Source organism: Rhodovulum adriaticum, assembly GCF_004345735.1.
Taxonomy (GTDB): domain Bacteria; phylum Pseudomonadota; class Alphaproteobacteria; order Rhodobacterales; family Rhodobacteraceae; genus Rhodovulum; species Rhodovulum adriaticum.
Genome location: NZ_SLXL01000014.1, coordinates 23,400 through 43,222 on the forward strand (window position 1 = coordinate 23,400; position 19,823 = coordinate 43,222).

The window sequence follows — 19,823 nt, forward strand, 5'->3', positions numbered from 1 at the left end:
ATGGACGCGCGCACCATCCTGACCCGTCTGCGCGATGGCCAGCCGCTGAGCGAGGCGCAGCTTGCCTGGTTCGCCACTGGCCTGGCCAGCGGGACGGTCACCGATGCACAGGCCGGGGCCTTTGCCATGGCGGCGCTGCTGAACGGGCTGACCACGCCCGAACGGGTGGGCCTGACCCGGGCAATGCGCGACAGCGGCAAGACGCTGAGCTGGAACCTGCCCGGCCCCGTGCTGGACAAACATTCCACCGGGGGGATCGGCGATTGCGTCAGCCTGGTGCTGGCGCCTGCGCTGGCGGCCTGCGGGGCCTATGTGCCGATGATTGCCGGGCGGGGGCTGGGCCATACCGGCGGCACGCTGGACAAGCTGGAATCGATCCCCGGCTACCGTGCCGAGGTGCCCGTTTCGGCGCTGAAATCCATCACCGGGCAGATCGGCTGTGCCATCGTGGGGGCCTCTGCCGATATCGCACCGGCGGACAAGCGGCTTTATGCCGTACGCGACGTGACCGGCACGGTCGAAAGCATCGACCTGATCGTGGCCTCTATCCTGTCCAAGAAACTGGCCGCCGGGCTGGAGGGGCTGGTGCTGGATGTCAAGGTGGGTTCCGGCGCCTTCATGAAGGATATGCAGGCGGCCGAGGCCCTGGCCCGCGCGTTGGTGGAAACCGCGCAGGGGGCGGGCTGCATGACCACGGCGCTGATTACCGACATGTCCCAACCGCTGGTCGCCGCCGCCGGCAACGCGCTGGAGGTGATCGAGGTCATGGAAACCCTGACCGGCATCGGTGTCACGCCTGCCCTGTGGGACATCACATGCGCCCTAGGGGGCGAGGTTCTGGCCCTGGGCGGGTTGGCGGCCGACGCGGCGGACGGGGCGGGGCGGATCGCGCGGGTGCTGGACAATGGCGAGGCTGCGCTGAAGTTCGGCGAGATGGTGGCCGAGATGGGCGGGCCCGCGGATTTCATCGAACGCTGGCCCGACCGGCTGCCCGCTGCGCCCGTGGTGCATGAATTGCGCGCACCCCGCGCGGGCTGGGTGCAGGCCATCGACGCCCATGCAATTGGCCTGGCCGTGGTGGGGCTGGGCGGCGGCCGGCGGCGCGAACGGGATCGTATCAATCCCTCGGTCGGGCTGTCGGAAATCGCGGCGCTTGGCGATGAGGTCGGCCAGGGCGAGGTGCTGGCCCTGATCCACGCCACCAGCGAAACCGACGCCGAGGCCACCGCCGCCGCGCTGGCCGATGCCTTTACCATCGCAGAGGCTGCGGCCGATATCCCGCCGCTGGTGCATCAAAGGATCCTGTCATGACCCGCGCCTTTCTGGTGGTGATGGATTCGGTGGGGATCGGCGGGGCGCCGGACGCGGATCGTTTCTTCAATGACGGTGCCCCGGATACTGGCGCCAACACGCTGGCCCATATCGCGCAGGCCTGCGCCAGAGGCCGGGCAGAGCAGGGGCGCAGCGGCCCCCTGCACCTGCCCAACCTGGATGCGTTGGGGCTGGGCGCGGCGCTGCGGCTGGCCAGCGGGGCGCAGGCGCCGGGATTGGGTGCGGTTCCGCAGGGCCTGTGGGGCGCGGCGAGCGAGGTATCGCCGGGCAAGGATACGCCCTCGGGCCATTGGGAACTGGCGGGCGTGCCGGTGCCCTGGGACTGGCACTATTTTCCGCGCCAGGTGCCCGCCTTTCCCGCCGATCTGCTGGATGAACTTTGCCGCCTGGCGGGGACAGAGGGCACGCTGGGCAATTGCCATGCCTCGGGCACGGAAATCCTGGCGCGGCTGGGGGCAGAGCATCTGCGCACCGGCTGGCCCATCTGCTATACCTCTGCCGACAGCGTGTTACAGATCGCCGCGCACGAGGGGGTGTTCGGGCTGGATCGTCTGCTGAAGCTTTGCGCCGATCTTGCGCCGACATTGCATGCCATGCGGGTGTGCCGGGTGATCGCGCGGCCCTTTGTGGGCGATGCGGAAGCCGGGTTCACCCGCACCGCCAACCGCCATGACTATGCCATCGCCCCGCCCGCGCCGACGCTGTGCGACTGGGTGCAGGGGGCCGGGCGCCGGGTGCAGGCCATCGGCAAGATCGGCGACATTTTTTCGATGCACGGTATCGACGAGGTGCGCACCGGCCCCGACGCGGTGCTGATGGACCACCTCGCCGACCTGATGGAAGAGGCGCCCGATGGCAGCCTGACCTTTGCCAATTTCGTGGAGTTCGACAGCCTTTGGGGGCACCGCCGGAATGTTGCGGGTTATGCGCGCGCGCTGGAATGGTTCGATGCGCAATTGCCGCGCATCCTGGGGCGGATGCGGCCGGGCGATCTGATCCTGTTGACCGCGGATCACGGCAACGACCCCACCTGGGCCGGGACCGACCACACCCGCGAGCGGGTGCCGGTGCTGGGTGCGGGGCTGGGGGCGCGCGGGATCGGGCTGTGCGCCTATACGGATGTGGCCGCCAGCGTCGCCGCGCATCTGGGCGTGCCCGCGAAGGGGCCGGGAAACAGCTTTCTGTAAGATGCGCCGACTTGTTGAACCGACCGGAGACCGCCGATGACAGAGCACCTGACCGTCGTGTCGCACCCCCTTGTCCAGGACAAGCTGAGCCGGATGCGCGACAAGGACACGCCCACCGCCGAGTTTCGCAGCCTGCTGCGCGAGGCCGGGCAGCTGCTGGCCTATGAGGCCACGCGCGACCTGCCGATGACCACGCGGCGGATCGAAACGCCGCTGTGCGAGATGGACGCGCCCGTGCTGGCCTGCGGCGCGCCGGTGCTGGTGTCGATCCTGCGGGCGGGTAACGGGTTGCTGGACCCGGTGATGGATCTGCTGCCCGATGCGCCGGTGGGTTTTGTCGGGCTTTACCGCGACGAAGAGACCCTTGAACCCGTGCAATACTATTTCAAAGTGCCCGCAGAGATCGCCGAGCGGCCGGTGATCGTCGTGGACCCGATGCTGGCGACCGGCAATTCCTCTGCCGCGGCGGTCGCGTTGCTGAAACGGGCCGGGGCGCGCGATCTGCGTTTGATGTGTCTGGTCGCGGCGCCCGAAGGCGTGACCTGCATGAAGCGGGCCCATCCCGACGTTCCCATCGTGACCGCCGCTGTGGACGAGTGCCTGAACGAGCACGGATATATCGTTCCGGGTCTAGGGGATGCGGGCGACCGGACCTTCGGTACAAAATAGAGCAATTGTTTCTTTACTCGTACATCCCCATCAGGCATGATTCGCCCATAATCTGTGGGGGATGTCATGGGGTTCGTTCGTTCGGCCATCGCTTTGGCGCTGGCTGTTGGGGTAACCGTTTCCGCGGCGCATGCGCAGGCGCTCCGCAAGGATGACGGGCCGGCGGAATACCCGCCCGCCAGTTTTCAGGGTCGGCAATTCGTCGACAGCCAGGGCTGTGTCTATATCCGTGCCGGTTATGCCGGGCAGGTGTCTTGGGTTCCGCGGGTCGGCCGGGATCGCAAGGTGTTGTGCGGGTTCAGCCCGACCTTTGCCAAGGCCGCAACCCGCCCCGCCCCGGCGCAAGTGCGCCAACCGCAAGCGCCTGTCCGTGTCGCGCGGCCCGCGCCCACGGCCCAGGCCCCCCGCGCGGTGCAGCCGTCCCAGCCAGAGGCGCCGGTACGCGTCGTGCGCCGCACCACCACCGCCCCGCAGGCCGCGCCCAAACCCACCGCGCCCAAGCGCGTGGTGCGCACGGCCCCCGCCGTCAAACCGCGCCAACCGGCCTGCCCGGGCGCATCGGCGCTCAGCGCGCGTTATATCAACGACGGCTCGAAATATCCCGTCCGCTGCGGCCCGCAAGAGATCGACCCGACCGCGGGGTCGGTGACGGTCCGTCCCGGCAGCCGCGCGGGGAGTTCTCCGGCCACCGTTCCGCTGCGCCCCGCGCCGCTGACCGTGCCCGAGGGGTATGAACGCGTCTGGGAGGATGGCCGCCTGAACCCCCATCGCGGCCGTCGCACCGCACGTGGCGAATTGCAGATGGCCCAGATCTGGACCGACGAGGTGCCGCGCCGCCTGATCCAGGTGCCCATGAGCGACCCGCGCGTGATCCATGTCTCAACGCAGGGCAAGTCTCGATAATTCTTCAGGATAACAAGCAAGTAACACGTCGAGCAACAACACGTAGGAAGCGCCCCGTTCGCGGACGGGGCGCTTTCCATTTGCGTGCTAACGCTTGGGGCGGCTTGCGGATCAGGGGCCGCAGATGCCCTGCAGGCGGATCCAGTCGCCGTCGGACAGCACTTGGGGGACGTTTCGCCCGCGCATCGGGTCGGCCTCGATCAGCGGCAGGACACTCTCCCCCGAGGCGTCCAGCGCATAGGCATAGGGCACCGAGGACAATTGCGCCGCCGCGAACCGGGCCAGCAGTGCCGCATCCTGCGGCAGTGGTCTTGGCGTTGCATTCAGAACCGTCTTGGCGTGGGCCTCCAGCGCGGCGTCGGGCAGGCGTCCGCTGGTCAGCAACCGCAGTGTCGCCAGCGGCCCTGCCGTGCGCAGCAATTCCGCCAGGGGATCGTTCCGCGCGGCCCGCGCCGATTCCGCCAGGATGAAACCGGCCGCTACCGCCGGGTCTTCGTGGTCCTCGACCAACGCGCGGTTCAGCAGGATCAGCCCGCCGGGCAGGTGCGCCGCCCGCCCCGTGCCCCCGGACAGCACAACGACCTGCGCGCCTGTCTCGGGCAGCACCCGCGCGGTCAGGCGTTCCAGCGCGGCCACGCCATCGCGCGCATGGCAGGCGGGGCCGTTGATCCGGGTGATCCGGGCCAGCACGTCCCGGCCGATCTCGGCGCGCACGCTGACGGGCACCACCGTTACCGCGTGGCGCGCCAGCGCGCCGGGCAGCCAGAACAGGGCCAGGGCGGCAAACCCGGCGGTGAACAGGCCCAGCAGGACCAGGCGCAACCGTCCGGCGCGGGGGCGTTCGCGGGCGATGGCGGCGCGGACGGCCTCGATCGCCTCGATCATCACGGGTTCGTCCACTTCCAGCGTTTCGTCGCCGTCCGGGTCGGGGGTGTAAAGCGCGGGCATCCGGCCGGGATTGATCCGCGCGATGGCCGCCAGCGACCAATGCGTCAGCACCCGTTCCGCCGTGTCGGAAATCACCAAAGAGGCATCCCCAAAGGACAGGATCACGTCGCGCCGCTGGGCCTGGGCGGTTTCGCGCCACAGGCCTGGGCTTTCCAGCCGTTCATATCGCGTAAGTGCCGTCATTGCGGCCTGTGGTCCTGCTCTGCCTGGTGGTGCCGGTGGGGCAGGATAGCCCAGCCCCCCGGCGGTGCCAATCTTACAGCTTGCGGGCGATGTCGCGCAGCTGGAACTTCTGGATCTTGCCGGTCGAGGTTTTCGGCAATTCCTGGAAGATCACCTTTTTCGGGGTCTTGAACCCGGCCAGCCGCTCGCGGGCAAAGGCGATCAGCGCGTCCTCGTCCACGCTGTGCCCGTCCTTCAACTCGACAAAGGCGCAGGGCACCTCTCCCCATTTCTCGTCCGGCTTGGCCACCACGGCACACAGCAGCACGTCGGGGTGGTGCATCAGCACGCCCTCGACCTCGACCGAGCTGACGTTTTCACCGCCCGAGATGATGATGTCCTTGGCCCGGTCGGCGATCTGCAGATACGTGTCGGGGTGCTGCACCGCCAGGTCGCCGGAATGGAAGTAGCCATCCTGAAACGCCTCGCGCGTGGCGCGCGGGTTCTTCAGATAGCCCTTCATCACGCCGTTGCCGCGGAACACGATTTGGCCCTGGGTGGTGCCGTCCATCGGTACGGGGGCGTTCTGGTCGTCCCAGACCTGAACGGGTTCCATAAAGGGCATGGCCACGCCCTGACGTGCCTTTTGCGCGGCGCGGTCGTCGCCGGTCAGGGGCTCCCACTTTTCGTGCCAGGTGCATTCGGTGGCCGGCCCATAGGTTTCCGTCAGCCCGTAGACATGGGTGATGTTGAAGCCCATCGGCTCGATCTTGGCCAGTGTCGCGGGGGCGGGCGGGGCGCCTGCGGTGAACACCTCGACCACGTGGTCGAACGGGCGCTTTTCGTCGTCCTTGGCGTTGACGATCATGTTCAGCACGATGGGCGCGCCGCCGAAATGGGTCACGCCCTCATCCGCGATGGCGTCGAAGATCGCCTTGGCGCTGATGTCACGGCAGCAGACCAGCGTGCCGCCCACCGCCGGCATCATCCAGGTGTGACACCAGCCGTTGCAGTGGAACAGCGGCACGATGGTCAGGTATTTCGGATGCAGCGTGATGCGCCAACTCAGCACCTGGCCCATGGCGTTCAGATAGGCGCCGCGGTGGTGATAGACCACGCCCTTGGGGCGGCCCGTGGTGCCCGATGTGTAGTTCAGCGAGATGCTTTCCCATTCGTCCTGGGGCAGGATCCAGTCGAAATCGGGGTCGGCGGCGGCCAGGATATCCTCGTATTCCGGGTAGTCGCCGAAATCATGCACGCCCGCGGCGTCGTCGCCGACCTCGATCACCTTGGGTGGCTCGTTTTCCATGTCCTCGATTGCTGTGGCCAGCAACGGGATGAACTGCGGGTCGCACAAGACGACCTTGGCCCCGGCATGATCCAGGATATAGCTGACCGTGTTTGCATCCAGCCGGATGTTGATGGTGTTCAGAACCGCGCCGCAGGCGGGTACGCCGAAATGCGCCTCGGCATGGGCGGGGACGTTGGGCAACAGCGTGGCGACCACATCGCCCGGTTTCACCCCCATTGCGGCCAGGGCCGAGGCCAGCCGCGTGACGCGGTCATGATACTGGGCATAGGTGTAGCGGCGATCCCCATAGACCACCGCGTCGCGGTCGGGAAACACCTGCACCGCGCGTTTCAGATAGGACAGCGGCGTCAGCGGCACGTAATTCGCCGCGCATTTTTCCAGACCCGTTTCGTCGGCCAGCCAGCCCATATGTAGTCCTCCCTTGATGTTCGTCTTTCGGGGCGGAGTGTGGCGCCGCGGGGGCGCTTTGAAAAGGGGGCAGAGGCGGGCGCGCGCCGGTTGCAACGGGGCCGGTGAAGGGCGGTGCGGTCCGCCCTGGGGCGGGTTGCCTTGCATCCCCCCGCAAGGGATGTCGCGTGGGTGTCACCGCCATCGGGCAAGGGCTGAATTGTCGTCAGGTGCGGCCCAGTCCCCCGGTCCGGCGGGAAACTGATGCTAATCGTTCGCCTTTGACACGAATGCGTCCCAATCTGGTCAAGGTGGCGTCCTCTTAACCTTTCGATAGTGAACCGTTCGCGGGTGACTCGCGCCTTGTGCCGGGTTTGCACGCCCGGCGGGCAGTGGTTCGGGGTCACGGACATAAACGGGGTATGCAATGCTGACTGGTCTGAAATCTGCGTTCGCCGATGCGATCGGGCCCGTGCCAGATGCCAGGCAGTGCGGGCAGGCGGGGGCGGACTATCCGTGCCGGTGCTGCGCGTCGGGCCTGATAGCGGGGACGCGCGTTGCCACGGACAGGGGGTGGCAGGCGGTACAGGATCTGGTGCCCGGGCAGCCGGTGCTGACCTTCGACCGCGACTTTCAACCGCTGCGGACCCTGCGCAGAGAGTATCACTGGTCGCCGGTGGCGCGGTCCGCGCGCGCGTTCTGGCCGCTCAGCGTGCCGGTGGGGGCCCTGGGCAACGCCATGCCCCTGACCCTGTTTCCGGAACAGAATGTCCTGCTGGAATCCGACCTGGCCGAGGCGCGCTATGGCGATCCCTTCGTCCTGGTGCCCGCGCGCCTGTTGGATGGGCTGCGCGGTATCTTTCGCGCGCCCCCCGCGAATGACCCGACCGAGGTCATAACGCTGCAATTCGACCGTGACGAAAGCGTTTTCGTCAATGGCGGTGCCCTGGCGTTCTGCTTTGCCCTGGCCGAGGGGGAGATGATGCCCCTGGATGCCCTGTGCGACTGTGGGGCTCAGGGGGCGGGATACATCGTTCCCGCCCCCGATGAGATGCCGGACCTCCTCGCCGCGCTGTCAGAGGCCTGGACCCCGGTCTAGGCCGCCTGCGCGTCGGGCGCGAAACGCCCGTAGAAGGTATCGCCCGCCTCGGCCATCTCGCGCAGCAGGGCGGGTGCGGCGAAGCGGTCGCCATGACGCGCCGCCAGGTCGTCGCACAGCTCTACCGCCTTGGCCGCGCCGATCATGTCCAGCCACGACAGCGGCCCGCCCGACCAGGGCGCAAAGCCCCAGCCCAGGATGGCGCCCACGTCCCCCTCGCGGATGTCCATCAGAACGCCGTCCTCCAGCGCGCGGACGGCCTCCAGCACCTGGGCGAACAGCAGGCGGTGCTGCACCTCGCTCAGTTCCGGCTGATCTTCGGCCTGCGGGTATTTCGCCGCCAGCCCGTCCCACAGCCCGGTGCGCTTGCCGCCCTCGTCATAGGCGTAGAACCCGGCCTTGGCCTTGCGGCCCAGGCGGCCCTCATCGGCCAGCCAAAAGATGACCTCGTCCACCGCCGCGTCGGGATAGGCGTCGCCCATCGCCGCGCGGGTCGCCTTGGCGATCTTGACGCCCAGGTCGATCGAGGTTTCGTCCACCAGTTGCAGCGGCCCTAGCGGCATGCCCACCAGTTTCGCGGCATTCTCGATCAGGACGGGGTTCACGCCCTCGCCGACCATGCGGATGCCCTCGTTCAGGTAGGGGATGATGCAGCGGTTGGCGTAGAAGAAGCGCGCGTCGTTCACCACGATGGGCGTCTTGCGGATCTGGCGCACGAAATCCAGCGCCTTGGCCACGGCCCGGTCGCTGGTTTCCCGGCCCTTGATGATTTCCACCAGCAGCATCTTTTCGACCGGGCTGAAGAAGTGGATGCCGATGAAATCGGCGGGCCGGTCGGCGGCGCGCGCCAGGTCGGTGATCGGCAGGGTCGAGGTGTTGGTCGCGATGATGCAATCCTCGCCCACGACCGCCTGCACCTTTTGGGTCACTTCGGCCTTGATGCCGGGATCCTCGAACACTGCCTCGATCACCAGGTCACACCCCTCTAGCGCGGCGTAATCGGTGGTGGCGGTTATGCGGGACAGCACCTCCTCTTTCTTTGCCTCGGTCGCCTTGCCGCGCTTGATGCCCTTGTCCATGTAGTTGGCGGTATAGGCGCGGCCCCTATCGGCGGCCTCTTGTTGCTGGTCGATCAGAACGACCTGCATCCCCGCCTGGGCAGACACCAGCGCGATGCCGGCGCCCATCATGCCCGCACCCAGGATGCCCAGTTTCTGCACCCTCTGGTCGGGCACATCCGCAGGGCGCACCGCGCCCTTTTCCAGCGCCTCCTTGTTGATGAACAGCGACCGGATCATCGCCGCAGAGGACGGGTTCAGCAGGACATGGGTGAACCAGCGCGCCTCGATCCGGATGGCGGCGTCAAAGGGCACCAGCGCCCCCTCGTAGACCGCGCTCAGCAGCGCCTTGGCCGCCGGATACACGCCCTTGGTCTTGCCGTTGACCATGGCCGACGCCCCGACAAAGGTCATGAAGCCCGCAGGGTGATAGGGGGCGCCGCCGGGCATCTTGTAGCCCTTTTCATCCCACGGCTTTACGATCTTGGGCCCCGACAGCACCCATTCCTTCGCCGCGGCGACAGGGTCGTCGGCCACCTCGTCGATGATCCCGGCCGACTTGGCCTTTTTCGGATCGACGAGTTTTCCCTCCAGCAGGTATTGCGAGGCGCCCATCGCCCCCAGTTTCCGCACCAGTCGCGTCGTGCCGCCGCCGCCGGGGAAGATGCCGACCATGATTTCCGGCAGGCCGATCTTGGCCTTGGCGTTGTCCGCGGCAAAAATGCGGTGACAGGCCAGCGGCAATTCCAGCCCGATGCCCAGGGCCGTGCCGGGCAGGGCGGCGGCGATGGGCTTGCCGCCCTTGTTCTTGTCGTCCATGCCCGCGCGCTCGATCTTGCGCAGGATGGCGTGCATGGACATCACGCCGTCGAACAGGCCGCGCGCGGGGTCGTCCCCGGCCTCGTCCCGCATCTTGGCGATCACGTTCAGGTCCATCCCCCCGGCAAAGTCCTTCTTGCCGCTGGTGATGACCACGCCCTTGACCGCATCATCGGCCAATGCGGTGTCGATATGGGCGTCCAGTTCCTGAAAACCGGCCAGCGACATGACATTCATGCTGCGCCCGGGCACGTCCCAGGTGATGATCGCGACGCCGTCCGCGTCGGTCGCATAGTGAAACTCACTCATTAGGGAACTCCAAAACTTTAATGCGTTCGGGCGAAATGATGTCGGGTGCCCCTCCAGTCTCGATGTTCTTCATACGTGGATGCCAGCCTTTGTTGATAAGATCGATTGCTTCTTCAATCGTATCCACGAGTTTGAAGTTTCCGCCTTTCTTGCGTTCCTTTGCTGTAACGTCGCCCCGGTGGAGTTGGTATTTCCCTTTGGATGCCATGGGATAAAGACGATGGAGCGCTTTCGAGCGGCTCGGTACTCCGATAACTATCTTCATTTTCAAACCCTTTCGATGATGGTGGCGGCGCCCATGCCGGAGGCAACGCAAAGCGTGGCCAGCCCGGTTTCCTTGTCCGAAAGCTCCAACTCGTCCAGCAGGGTGCCCAGTATGATCGCGCCGGTGGCCCCCAGCGGGTGGCCCAGGGCGATGGCACCGCCGTTCTTGTTCACAACGGCCGGGTCCACGTCAAAGGCCTGCATGAACCGCAGCACGACGGCGGCAAAGGCCTCGTTCACCTCGAACAGGTCGATGTCGGAAATCTGCATGCCTGCATCGCGCAGAACCTTTTCCGTCGCGGGCACGGGGCCGGTCAGCATGATGGTCGGGTCTGTGCCAATCTTGCAGGTCTGACGGATACGCGCGCGGGGTTTCAGACCCAGTGCATCGCCAAACGCCTTGTTTCCGACCAGCACGCCCGCCGCCCCGTCGACAATGCCGGAGGAGTTGCCCGCATGGTGCACATGTTCGATCCGTTCAAGATGCGGGTATTTCAGCATCGCCACCTGGTCAAAGCCGGGCATGACCTCGCCCATCTCCTTGAAGGACGGCTTCAGCGCGCCGAGGCTGTCCATGTCCGTGCCGGGCCGCATGTATTCGTCGCGCTCCAGAATGGTCAGCCCGTTCACATCGCGCACCGGCACGACGGACTTGTCGAACCGACCCTCTGCCCAGGATTGCGCGGCGCGGCGCTGGCTTTCGACGGCCAGTGCATCCACATCCGCGCGGCTGAACCCGTATTCGGTGGCGATGATGTCGGCCGAAATGCCCTGCGGCACGAAATAGGACTTCATCGCCAGGCTGGGGTCCACGGCGATGGCGGCGCCGTCACTGCCCATCGCGACACGGCCCATCATTTCCACGCCGCCGGCGATATAGGCCCGGCCTGCGCCCGCGCGCACCTGGTTGGCGGCCAGGTTCACGGCCTCCAGCCCGCTGGCGCAAAAGCGGTTGATCGACAGGCCCGGCACGCGTTCATCCAGGCCTGAGGCCAGCACCGCGCTGCGCGCCAGGCAGCCGCCCTGCTCGCCCACCTGGGTGGCGTTGCCCCAGATCACGTCCTCCAGCTCGTCGCCGGTCAGGCCGTTGCGCGCGACCAGCCCGTCCAGCACCAGCGCCGACAGGCGCAGGGCCGTCACCTCGTGCAGGCTGCCATCCTTGCGGCCCTTGCCGCGCGGCGTTCGGATCGCGTCGTAGATATAGGCGTCGGTCATGGGTACCTCTCGCGGTTGGTGTCAGGCCCGGTCGGCGGGACTGCCGGGCATCAGGTCATAGGGATGTTTCCAGCCGGGCAGGGCCGCGATGCGGTCCAGCCAGGCGGCAATGGCGGGCCAGTCCGCCCGGTCAAAGCCGAAGGGTTCCGGGTAGTACAGATACCCGCAGCAGGCTAAATCGGCGGTGGTCGGGCCATCGCCCACCAGCCAGTCGCGCCCCTGCAAGACGCGCTCCAGCGTGGCCAGTGCGGCCTGCACCCGGCCCGACAGCCAGCCGATGGCCTCGGCCGGGCGCTTATCCTCGGGCAGGAAGTTCATCAGGAAACGCAGCGCGCCCGCCTGGCCCGACATCTTGTGATTGTCCCAGAACATCCAGCGCAGCACCTCGCGCGCCTCGGCGGCGTTGCGCCCGCCGAACCTGCCGGTCTGCTCCGTCACCCACATCTGGATCACGCCCGACTGGCTGAGCGTCTGGGTATCCGTGACCAGCACGGGCACCTCGCCCATCGGGTTCAGCGCCAGGAATTCGGGGCTGCGGGCGCCGCCGTTGAAGAAATCGACGAAGACGGGTTCCCACGCTACGCCCGCCAGTTCCATCGTCAGCGCCGCCTTGTAGGCGTTGCCGCTTTCGCCGAAGCAGTACAGCTTGTTGGTCATTTCGCGCGCCCTCCCTTGCGCCCGTGTCGCGTTTACCCGGCGGGGCGCCTGATGGCCGCGTTCCGCCGTGGGTATTTTTCCCAAGAAGAAGAGGCGACGCAGTAACCCGGCATTAAGCTTAACACGCCAGTCTTGGCCTTGCGGTACAGGCTGGGGAGCCGATGGCCGCCCAAGGAGAAGGCCCTCTGCCCGGCGCCTCTCCCCCGGCGACAGTTCGGGGTGCCGTTCGGGTGGAGGGCTGATCTGCCCCCTTCTTCTTGGTCAAAATACCCATGGCATGACGCAATCGGCCGGGCGCACCGTCTGAGGATCATCGCTTCCGTGCCTCCAGCTCGGAATTGAACAGGCGCAGCCGGTGGGTCAGGTTGTCGTGGTCCGTCACGCTGTCGAAATTCTCGAAGATGAAGGACAGCGCCTCGCCCTCGTCCAGGCCGGCCTCTTGCGCAAAGCGGCGCAGGCGGCGGTAGCCGTCTTCGGTCATGGCCGCGTTGAAGCGGCGGGTCAGGCGAAAGCGTTTCGGCATCTTTCCCTCCGGTCGCGCAGGTCAGAACGCGGCGGTGTCCAGCGCCATCACGCTGTCGCCGCCGCTGCGGATGCGGGCCAGGTGCAGGGCGGTGGCGGGCAGTTGGCGGGCCATGTAGTATCGCCCGGTCGCCAGCTTGGTTTCATGGAAGGCGGGGTTGTCCGTGCCCGCCGCAAGGGCGGCGCGCGAGGCGCGGGCCATCTTTGCCCACATCAGACCCAGGCAGACATGGCCGAACAGGTGCAGGAAGTCGTAGCTGCCGGCCAGCGCGTTGGCGGGGTTCTTCATGCCCTCGGCCATGAAATACATCGCGGCCTCTTGTAAATCCTTGGACGCCGCTTTCAGCGGGTCCAGGAAATCGGCCTTCAGTTCTTCGTCCGCCTCGTTTTCCTTGATGAAGCCTTTCACCAGGTCGAAGAACGCCATGACCGCCTGTCCACCGTTCTGGCCCAGCTTGCGGCCGACCAGGTCCAGCGACTGGATGCCGTTGGTGCCCTCGTAGATCATGGTGATGCGCGCATCGCGCACGAACTGTTCGGCGCCCGCGTCGCGGGTAAAGCCGGTGCCGCCATAGGTCTGTTGTGCCAGCACCGTGGTTTCAAACCCCTTGTCGGTCAGGAAGCCCTTGATGACCGGGGTCAGCAGGGAAATCATCGCCTCGGCCTGCGCGTCCTCCGCGCGGTGGGCGCGGTCGATCATTTCCGCCCCCCAGAAGGCAAAGGCGCGCGCCCCTTCGACAAAGCTTTTCTGGTGCATCAGGTTTCGCCGCACGTCGGGGTGTACCATGATCGAATCCGCCGGGCCGTCGGGATTGGCGGGCCCGGTCACCGCGCGGCCCTGCAGCCGTTCCTGTGCCCAGGCGACCGCATTCTGGTAGGCCACCACGCCCTGGGCATAACCTTGCAGGCCCACGCCGATCCGCGCCTCGTTCATCATGGTGAACATCGCGCGCATGCCCTTGTGTGCCTCGCCCACGAGGAAGCCGGTGGCGCCCTCATAGCTCATGACGCAGGTGGCGTTGCCGTGGATGCCCATCTTGTGTTCCAGGCCCACGCATTTCAGCGCGTTGCGCTGCCCGGGATTGCCATCCGCATCGGGCAGGAATTTCGGCACGATGAACAGCGAGATACCCTTTACCCCGTCCGGCCCGCCGGGGATCTTGGCCAGGACCAGGTGCACGATGTTGTCCGTCAGGTTGTGTTCGCCAGCGGAAATCCAGATCTTGGTGCCGGTGATGGCGTAGCTGCCATCGGCCTGGGGCTCGGCCTTGGTGCGGATCAGGCCCAGGTCGGTGCCGCAATGGGGTTCGGTCAGGTTCATCGTGCCCGACCAGGTGCCCGCGATCATCTTGGGCAGGTAGGTTTCCTTTTGCTCGTCCGAGCCGTGGACATGGATCGCCGACATCGCGCCGTGGGTCAGGCCCTGATACATGTTGAAGGCCATGTTGGCGGATACGAACATCTCGCCCACCGCGGTATTCAGCAGATAGGGCATGCCCTGCCCGCCATAGGCGGGGTCCGCGTCCAGCCCGATCCAGCCGCCCTCGCACATCTGGTCATAGGCGGATTTGAAGCCCTCGGGCGTGCGCACCGCGTCGTTTTCCAGGGTGCAGCCCTGACGATCGCCCACGGTATTCAGCGGCGCCAGCACCTCGGCCGAGATCTTGCCGGCCTCTTCCAGCACCGCGGCGGTGAAGTCGCGTTCCAGCTCGTCGTAGCCGGGGATGTCGGATTGGCTGACCTGCATCACCTCGTGCAGCAGGTATTGCATGTCCTCGGTCGGCGGCGTGTAGATCGGCATGGCAGTCCTCCCCTGACTGTCGTCCTGACGTGGTCCGTTGGTTTCGGTCTATTCGGCGGCGCGGGCGCGGGCGAATTCGGCCAGCTTCGCCTCGCCCCAGGCCAGATCCTCTTTCAATTCGGCGATGGCCTCGTTCAGTTCGGCGCGGCGGCGTTCCATGTCGGCCAGACGTTCCAGCGCCAGGTCGTAGGTGCGGCGCAGCTGCGTTTCCTGCCCGTCGCCGCGGTCGTAGAGGTCCAGCAACTGGCGCACCTCCTCCAGGCTGAAGCCGAAGCGCTTGCCGCGCAGGATCAGTTTTAGCCGGGCGCGGTCTCGGCGCGAATACAGGCGTTTCTGGCCTTCGCGGCGCGGCGACAGCAGTTCCTTGTCCTCGTAGAAGCGCAAGGTGCGCGGCGTCACGTCAAAGCGGTCGCACATCTCGCGGATGGTCAGGTCTGTGTCGCCCATGGCTGGTCCCGGTCTATCCCTTGCACACCCGAACTGCGTGTTTAGGTCGCAGGATACAACCCAAGATGACGTTTACGTAAACGGAACGCTGCGTCACTGGGATCGGTGACGCGACGGCGCGGGGATTTCAGAACCGGCCGGCGGCCACGTCGTCGCGCAGGGCCTGCAATTCGGCGATGGAGGTGTCCAGCTGTGCGCGCTGATCCTTCAGCGCGGCAAGCTGGCGGTCGGCCATGTCCAGCAGCGCGGCCATCTGCGCATCGGTGCCCTTCTGATCGTAGAGCAGCAGCCACTGGCGGATTTCCTCCAGGCTGAAGCCAAAGCGCCGCCCGCGCAGGATCAGGGTCATGCGGGCGACCTCGCGCGGGGTATACCAGCGGGTGCGCCCCTCTTTCTCGGGGCTCAGCAGCTCGATATACTCGTAATAGCGCAGGGTGCGCGGCGTCACGTCGAACTTCGCGCACATCTCCTTGAAGCTGAGTCGTTCCTCTGACATCGCCTCGGTCCCGGCTGACATGCTATCCCTCTTTCTAGCTATTCAATTTGTCTGCCGCTGGCAAATCGCTTCGATGTGTGCGGCGGCATTCGGCGCAAGGCCGGGTTGCGACGGTTCACCCTTGCGGCAAAGTCGGCAAGGGCCAATAAACGGGTCGAAAGGACGGCGAGCATGGATCAGGACAAGGCTGGGATCGCCCGGCAATTCATTCAGGCGATCCCGCATTCGCGGGCGCTGAACATGCGCGTGGAATTGCTGGGCGCGGGCATGGCCGAGATTTCGATGCCCTATGACGAACGCCTGATCGGCGATCCCAAAAGCGGGGTGATTTCCGGCGGGGCGGTGTCCGCGCTGATGGATACCTGTGGTGGCGCCGCGGTCATGAGCCACCCCGCCGCGCCCGCCAGCACCGCCACGCTGGATTTGCGCATCGATTACATGCGCGCGGCCACGCCGGGCCAGCGCATCACCGCGCGGGCCGAATGCTATCACGTCACCCGCTCGGTCGCCTTCGTGCGGGCCACCGCGATGGATGAGGACCATGAAAACCCGGTGGCCACGGCCACCGGCGCCTTTACCCTGGAACGGCCCAAGGGGGGCACGACATGACCCGCCGCCCCCCCGAACCCGTTCAGGTCATCAAGCAGCGCCGCGATGCCGCGCTGTCGGCCTTGGTCCATGGCGTGCCCTACCTGCAATTCCTGGGGGTCGAGTTCGAGCGCCGCGGCGACGAGCTGACCGCGATCCTGACCTATGACGACAAGCTGATCGGCAACCCGATGCTGCCCGCCCTGCATGGCGGCGTGACCGCCGCGTTTCTGGAGGCCACGGCCATCATCGGCCTGTCCTGGTCGCTGATCTGGGACGATCTGGAAACCGGGGCGCTGGACCCGCGCAGCCTGACCCCCGATGCGCTGCCGCGCCTGCCCAAGACGATCGATTTCACTGTGGATTACCTGCGCGCGGGTCTGCCGCGCGATGCCTATGCCCGGGCGCGGGTCAACCGATCCGGGCGGCGCTATGCATCGGTGCATGTCGAGGGCTGGCAGGACAACCGCGCGCGCCTGTTTGCGCAGGCGACGGGCCATTTCCTGATGCCGTCGCGCGATGACTGATATCGCGGCCCACCGGGCTGCACCCGAATTGACGCATCGCAGGGTTCTGACGATTGCCCTGCCCATCGTGCTGTCGAATGCCACCGTGCCGATCCTTGGTGCGGTGGATACGGGCGTGGTCGGCCAGATGGGGCAGGCCGCCCCCATCGGTGCCGTGGGGATCGGGGCGATCATCCTGTCGGCGGTCTACTGGATCTTCGGCTTTCTGCGGATGGGCACAACGGGGCTGACTGCGCAGGCCTGGGGCGCGCGCGATCACGCCGAGGTCGATGCGATGCTGTCGCGCGGGCTGATGATCGGTACGGCGGCGGGACTTGTGATGATCCTGCTGCAGGCGCCGCTGTTCGCGGGGGCCTTTATGGTGTCGCCCGCCAGCGCCGAGGTTGAGGCATTGGCCCGCCAATACATGGCGATCCGGATATGGTCCGCGCCTGCGGCCATCGCGATCTACGGCATCACCGGCTGGCTGATCGCGCAGGAACGCACCCGTGCGGTGCTGGTCATCCAGCTATGGATGAACGGGCTGAACATCGCGCTGGACCTGCTGTTCGTGCTGGGCTTCGACTGGGGGGTGCGGGGCGTTGCGGTGGCCACCTTCCTGGCGGAATGGTCGGGGGCCGGGCTGGGCCTGTGGCTGTGCCGGGGCGCGTTCCGGGGCACTGCGTGGCGCGACTGGCCGCGCGTCTTTGACCGGGCGCGGCTGCGGCACATGGCGGGGGTGAATACCGACATCCTGATCCGGTCGCTGCTGTTGCAGGGGATCTTCGTGTCCTTCCTGTTCCTGGGGGCAGATTTCGGTGACGTGCCGCTGGCGGCCAACCAGATCCTGCTGCAATTTCTGGAAATCACCGCCTACGCGCTGGACGGGTTCGCCTTCGCGGCAGAGGCACTGGTGGGCCAGGCATTGGGGGCAAGGTTGCGCGCGGATCTGCGCCGCGCGGCGCTGATGACCAGTGCCTGGGGGTTGCTGATCTGCATCGCCATGGCGCTGGCCTTTGCCATGTTCGGCGGTGCGATCATCGACACGATGACCACCGCCCAGCCGGTGCGCGATGCCGCGCGCGCGTACTTGCCCTACATGGTCGCCGCCCCGCTGGTGGGGCTGGCCGCGTGGATGCTGGACGGCATCTTTATCGGGGCGACGCGGACCAAGGACATGCGCAACATGATGCTGTTGTCGGCGGCGGTCTACGCCGCTGCGGCCGCCGCCCTGGTACCGGCCTACGGCAATCACGGGCTGTGGATCGCGTTCCTGGTGTCCTTCGTGGTGCGGGGCATCACGCTGGGCCTGCGCTATCCCGCGCTGGAGGCGCAGGCAGAGCGTTAGAGGATTTCCAGCACCCGTTCGGGCGGGCGGGCCAGAACGGCGCGACCGTTGGCAAAGACGATGGCCCGTTCGATCAGTTTCGGGTGGTCGGCCATCGCAGCCAGCAACCGGTCCTCGTCGTCGTCCTTTGACAGGCCCAGTTCGCGGAACAGCTTTTCCTTGGGGCGCATCATGTCGATGGCGCGCAGGCCCAGCGTGTCGCGCGCCGCGGTCAGTTCGGCCAGGCTGGGCGCGTCGTCCAGATAGCGGCGGACGGTCGGGGAAATCCCGCGCCCCTCGATCAGCGCCAGCGCCGCGCGCGATTTGGAACAGCGCGGGTTGTGCCAGATCACGACGCCGGTCATGTCCATTCGTCCCGGCCGGTGCCAACGGCCTGGGCCACGTTGGCGAACCCGTCGCGTTCCAGCAGCGCGTCCAGCCCCTCGACGATCTCACGCACCAGGCTGAGCCCGCCATAGACCAGCGCGGTATACAACTGCACGGCGCTGGCACCTGCGCGGATCTTGGCATAGGCCTGTTCGGCGGACCCGACACCGCCCACGCCGATGATCGGCAACCGACCCTCGGTCAGGCGCGACAGCCGGGCCAGAACGCGGGTGGATCGGTCGAAGAGCGGCGCGCCCGACAACCCGCCGGTTTCCATCTGATGCGGGCTGTGCAGCCCGGTGCGCGCCAGCGTGGTGTTCGTGGCGATCAGACCGGAAATGCCGCTGTCCAGCGCCACCTCGGCCACATCGGCCTGTTCCGCCTCGCTCAGGTCCGGGGCGATCTTCAGGAAGACGGGGATCGGGCGGTCCAGCCCGGCGCGTGCGGCCATCACACCGGCCAGCAGCGCCGACAGTGCCGCCTTGCCCTGCAGATCGCGCAGCTTTTCGGTGTTGGGCGAGGACACGTTGACCGTGGCGAAATCCACATGCGCCCCGCAATGGGCCAGCACGGCGGCGTAATCGGCGGCGCGGTCCTCGCTGGTCTTGTTGGCGCCCAGGTTCAGGCCGATTACGGCGCCTGCGGGCCGCACGGCCAGCCGCGCGCCGATGGCCACCATCCCGTCGTTGTTGAAGCCGAAGCGATTGATCGCGGCGCGATCCTCTGTCAGGCGGAACAGGCGCGGGCGCGGGTTGCCCGGCTGGGACAGGGGCGTTGCGGCGCCCACCTCGATAAAGCCGAAGCCCGCGCGCGACAGTGGTTCCAGCGCCACGGCGTTCTTGTCATAGCCTGCGGCCAGCCCCACCGGGTTGGGCAGGGCCAGCCCCGCCAGGTCGGTTTCCAGGCACGGGCTGCTCAGCCGTCCGGGCAGGGGCACCAGCCCGGTTTTCAGCGCCGCCAGCGACAGGTTGTGCGCCCGCTCGGGGTCCATTCGGTGAAAGGCGGCCAGTCCCAGCCGTTCCAGCATCGTCATACCACGCCCTCGGGAAAGATGTGTCCGGTGGCCCCCAGCGGCAGGGACTTGTCCCACACCACGTCGGCCATCCGCATGTCACGGTACAGATGGGGAAACAGCGCGCCGCCGCGCGAGGGTTCCCATTTCAGCGCATCGCCCAGGGTGTCGGCCTGTAGCGCGACCAGCACCAGGTCGCTTTCGCCGACGAAGTGCTTTTCCGCGGTGCCGGTCACCTGTTCCGCAGTGGACAGGTGGATAAAGCCATCAGCCAGGTCCACCGGCGCACCCGACGTGCGCCCCGCGGCGCGGAAGGCATCCCATTCGGGGCGGCGGAATATCTTGTAGATCAGCATGGGGCTGACATGCCCGCTGGCGCCCGCCCGGTCAAGCGCGGCGCGCCTGTCGCGCTTGCC

Annotated in this window: 21 protein-coding genes; 8 read left to right on the forward strand and 13 right to left on the reverse strand. The window is 66.9% G+C overall.

Going from position 1 to position 19,823, the window contains the following annotated elements; genetic code table 11:
• The 4 genes from EV656_RS14310 (at nucleotide 1) to EV656_RS14325 (ending at nucleotide 4,091) form a co-directional block, all read left to right on the forward strand.
• Nucleotides 1–1,311 (forward strand): thymidine phosphorylase, encoded by a 1,311-nt coding sequence (locus tag EV656_RS14310; RefSeq protein WP_132605304.1) that lies wholly within the window; start codon nucleotides 1–3, stop codon nucleotides 1,309–1,311.
• Entirely contained in the window at nucleotides 1,308–2,519 is a 1,212-nt protein-coding gene (locus EV656_RS14315; RefSeq protein WP_132605306.1) for a phosphopentomutase, read from the forward strand. The genes EV656_RS14310 and EV656_RS14315 overlap by 4 nt, the downstream gene beginning before the upstream one ends.
• 36 nt (nucleotides 2,520–2,555) lie before the next feature.
• Nucleotides 2,556–3,188, forward strand: a complete 633-nt coding sequence (gene upp, locus EV656_RS14320) for a uracil phosphoribosyltransferase (RefSeq protein ID WP_132605308.1) — start codon at nucleotides 2,556–2,558, stop codon at nucleotides 3,186–3,188.
• A 66-nt stretch (nucleotides 3,189–3,254) separates the two neighbouring features.
• Entirely contained in the window at nucleotides 3,255–4,091 is an 837-nt protein-coding gene (locus EV656_RS14325; protein WP_132605310.1) for a hypothetical protein, read from the forward strand.
• A gap of 111 nt (nucleotides 4,092–4,202) precedes the next feature.
• On the opposite strand, the gene EV656_RS14330 is transcribed toward EV656_RS14325, so the two are convergent.
• Nucleotides 4,203–5,222 carry a hypothetical protein gene (locus EV656_RS14330; RefSeq protein ID WP_132605312.1) on the reverse strand — a complete coding sequence of 340 codons (1,020 nt, stop codon included), beginning with the start codon at nucleotides 5,220–5,222 and terminating at the stop codon, nucleotides 4,203–4,205.
• 73 nt (nucleotides 5,223–5,295) lie between these two features.
• A complete protein-coding gene (locus EV656_RS14335) occupies nucleotides 5,296–6,921 on the reverse strand; it encodes a long-chain-fatty-acid--CoA ligase (RefSeq protein WP_132605314.1) in 1,626 nt (541 codons plus the stop codon).
• 406 nt (nucleotides 6,922–7,327) lie between these two features.
• Here EV656_RS14335 and EV656_RS14340 point away from each other — a divergent pair, with 406 nt between their 5' ends.
• Nucleotides 7,328–7,999, forward strand: coding sequence for a Hint domain-containing protein (locus EV656_RS14340; protein WP_132605316.1), 672 nt, complete (start codon nucleotides 7,328–7,330; stop codon nucleotides 7,997–7,999).
• Here the strand turns inward: EV656_RS14340 and EV656_RS14345 are convergent.
• The 8 genes from EV656_RS14345 to EV656_RS14380 all read right to left on the reverse strand — a co-directional run bounded on the left by EV656_RS14345 (nucleotide 7,996) and on the right by EV656_RS14380 (nucleotide 15,587).
• On the reverse strand, nucleotides 7,996–10,185 hold the full coding sequence (locus EV656_RS14345) for a 3-hydroxyacyl-CoA dehydrogenase NAD-binding domain-containing protein (RefSeq protein WP_132605318.1): 2,190 nt from the start codon (nucleotides 10,183–10,185) through the stop codon (nucleotides 7,996–7,998). The two genes, EV656_RS14340 and EV656_RS14345, sit on opposite strands and share 4 nt — an antisense overlap.
• Nucleotides 10,178–10,450, reverse strand: coding sequence for a hypothetical protein (locus tag EV656_RS14350; RefSeq protein WP_132605320.1), 273 nt, complete (start codon nucleotides 10,448–10,450; stop codon nucleotides 10,178–10,180). Before EV656_RS14350 ends, EV656_RS14345 begins: the two co-directional genes overlap by 8 nt.
• 2 nt (nucleotides 10,451–10,452) lie before the next feature.
• Nucleotides 10,453–11,664: an acetyl-CoA C-acetyltransferase gene (locus EV656_RS14355; protein WP_132605322.1), complete on the reverse strand. Its 1,212-nt coding sequence runs from the start codon at nucleotides 11,662–11,664 to the stop codon at nucleotides 10,453–10,455.
• 21 nt (nucleotides 11,665–11,685) lie between these two features.
• Nucleotides 11,686–12,321 carry a glutathione S-transferase family protein gene (locus tag EV656_RS14360; protein ID WP_132605324.1) on the reverse strand — a complete coding sequence of 212 codons (636 nt, stop codon included), beginning with the start codon at nucleotides 12,319–12,321 and terminating at the stop codon, nucleotides 11,686–11,688.
• 310 nt (nucleotides 12,322–12,631) lie between these two features.
• Nucleotides 12,632–12,844, reverse strand: coding sequence for a hypothetical protein (locus EV656_RS14365; RefSeq protein ID WP_132605326.1), 213 nt, complete (start codon nucleotides 12,842–12,844; stop codon nucleotides 12,632–12,634).
• Nucleotides 12,845–12,865: 21 nt separating this feature from the next.
• A complete protein-coding gene (locus EV656_RS14370; RefSeq protein WP_132605328.1) occupies nucleotides 12,866–14,644 on the reverse strand; it encodes an acyl-CoA dehydrogenase C-terminal domain-containing protein in 1,779 nt (592 codons plus the stop codon).
• Between the two features lie 48 nt (nucleotides 14,645–14,692).
• On the reverse strand, nucleotides 14,693–15,091 hold the full coding sequence (locus tag EV656_RS14375; protein ID WP_132605330.1) for a MerR family transcriptional regulator: 399 nt from the start codon (nucleotides 15,089–15,091) through the stop codon (nucleotides 14,693–14,695).
• A 127-nt stretch (nucleotides 15,092–15,218) separates the two neighbouring features.
• On the reverse strand, nucleotides 15,219–15,587 hold the full coding sequence (locus tag EV656_RS14380; RefSeq protein WP_132605367.1) for a MerR family transcriptional regulator: 369 nt from the start codon (nucleotides 15,585–15,587) through the stop codon (nucleotides 15,219–15,221).
• 171 nt (nucleotides 15,588–15,758) lie between these two features.
• Between EV656_RS14380 and EV656_RS14385 the strand changes: the two genes are divergently transcribed.
• Genes EV656_RS14385 through EV656_RS14395 form a run of 3 tightly spaced genes read left to right on the forward strand, consistent with a single transcriptional unit; the run spans nucleotide 15,759 to nucleotide 18,029 of the window.
• Nucleotides 15,759–16,196, forward strand: coding sequence for a PaaI family thioesterase (locus EV656_RS14385; protein ID WP_132605332.1), 438 nt, complete (start codon nucleotides 15,759–15,761; stop codon nucleotides 16,194–16,196).
• Nucleotides 16,193–16,702, forward strand: a complete 510-nt coding sequence (locus tag EV656_RS14390; RefSeq protein WP_132605334.1) for a PaaI family thioesterase — start codon at nucleotides 16,193–16,195, stop codon at nucleotides 16,700–16,702. Before EV656_RS14385 ends, EV656_RS14390 begins: the two co-directional genes overlap by 4 nt.
• Nucleotides 16,695–18,029, forward strand: a complete 1,335-nt coding sequence (locus EV656_RS14395; RefSeq protein ID WP_132605336.1) for an MATE family efflux transporter — start codon at nucleotides 16,695–16,697, stop codon at nucleotides 18,027–18,029. The genes EV656_RS14390 and EV656_RS14395 overlap by 8 nt, the downstream gene beginning before the upstream one ends.
• Here EV656_RS14395 and arsC read toward each other — a convergent pair.
• The 3 genes from arsC to EV656_RS14410 are packed head-to-tail and all read right to left on the reverse strand — an operon-like array spanning nucleotide 18,026 to nucleotide 19,763.
• Entirely contained in the window at nucleotides 18,026–18,373 is a 348-nt protein-coding gene (gene arsC, locus EV656_RS14400) for an arsenate reductase (glutaredoxin) (protein ID WP_132605338.1), read from the reverse strand. The two genes, EV656_RS14395 and arsC, sit on opposite strands and share 4 nt — an antisense overlap.
• A complete protein-coding gene (locus EV656_RS14405; protein ID WP_132605340.1) occupies nucleotides 18,370–19,428 on the reverse strand; it encodes a quinone-dependent dihydroorotate dehydrogenase in 1,059 nt (352 codons plus the stop codon). The genes arsC and EV656_RS14405 overlap by 4 nt, the downstream gene beginning before the upstream one ends.
• A complete protein-coding gene (locus EV656_RS14410; protein ID WP_132605369.1) occupies nucleotides 19,425–19,763 on the reverse strand; it encodes a DUF952 domain-containing protein in 339 nt (112 codons plus the stop codon). The genes EV656_RS14405 and EV656_RS14410 overlap by 4 nt, the downstream gene beginning before the upstream one ends.
• Nucleotides 19,764–19,823: the final 60 nt, after the last annotated feature.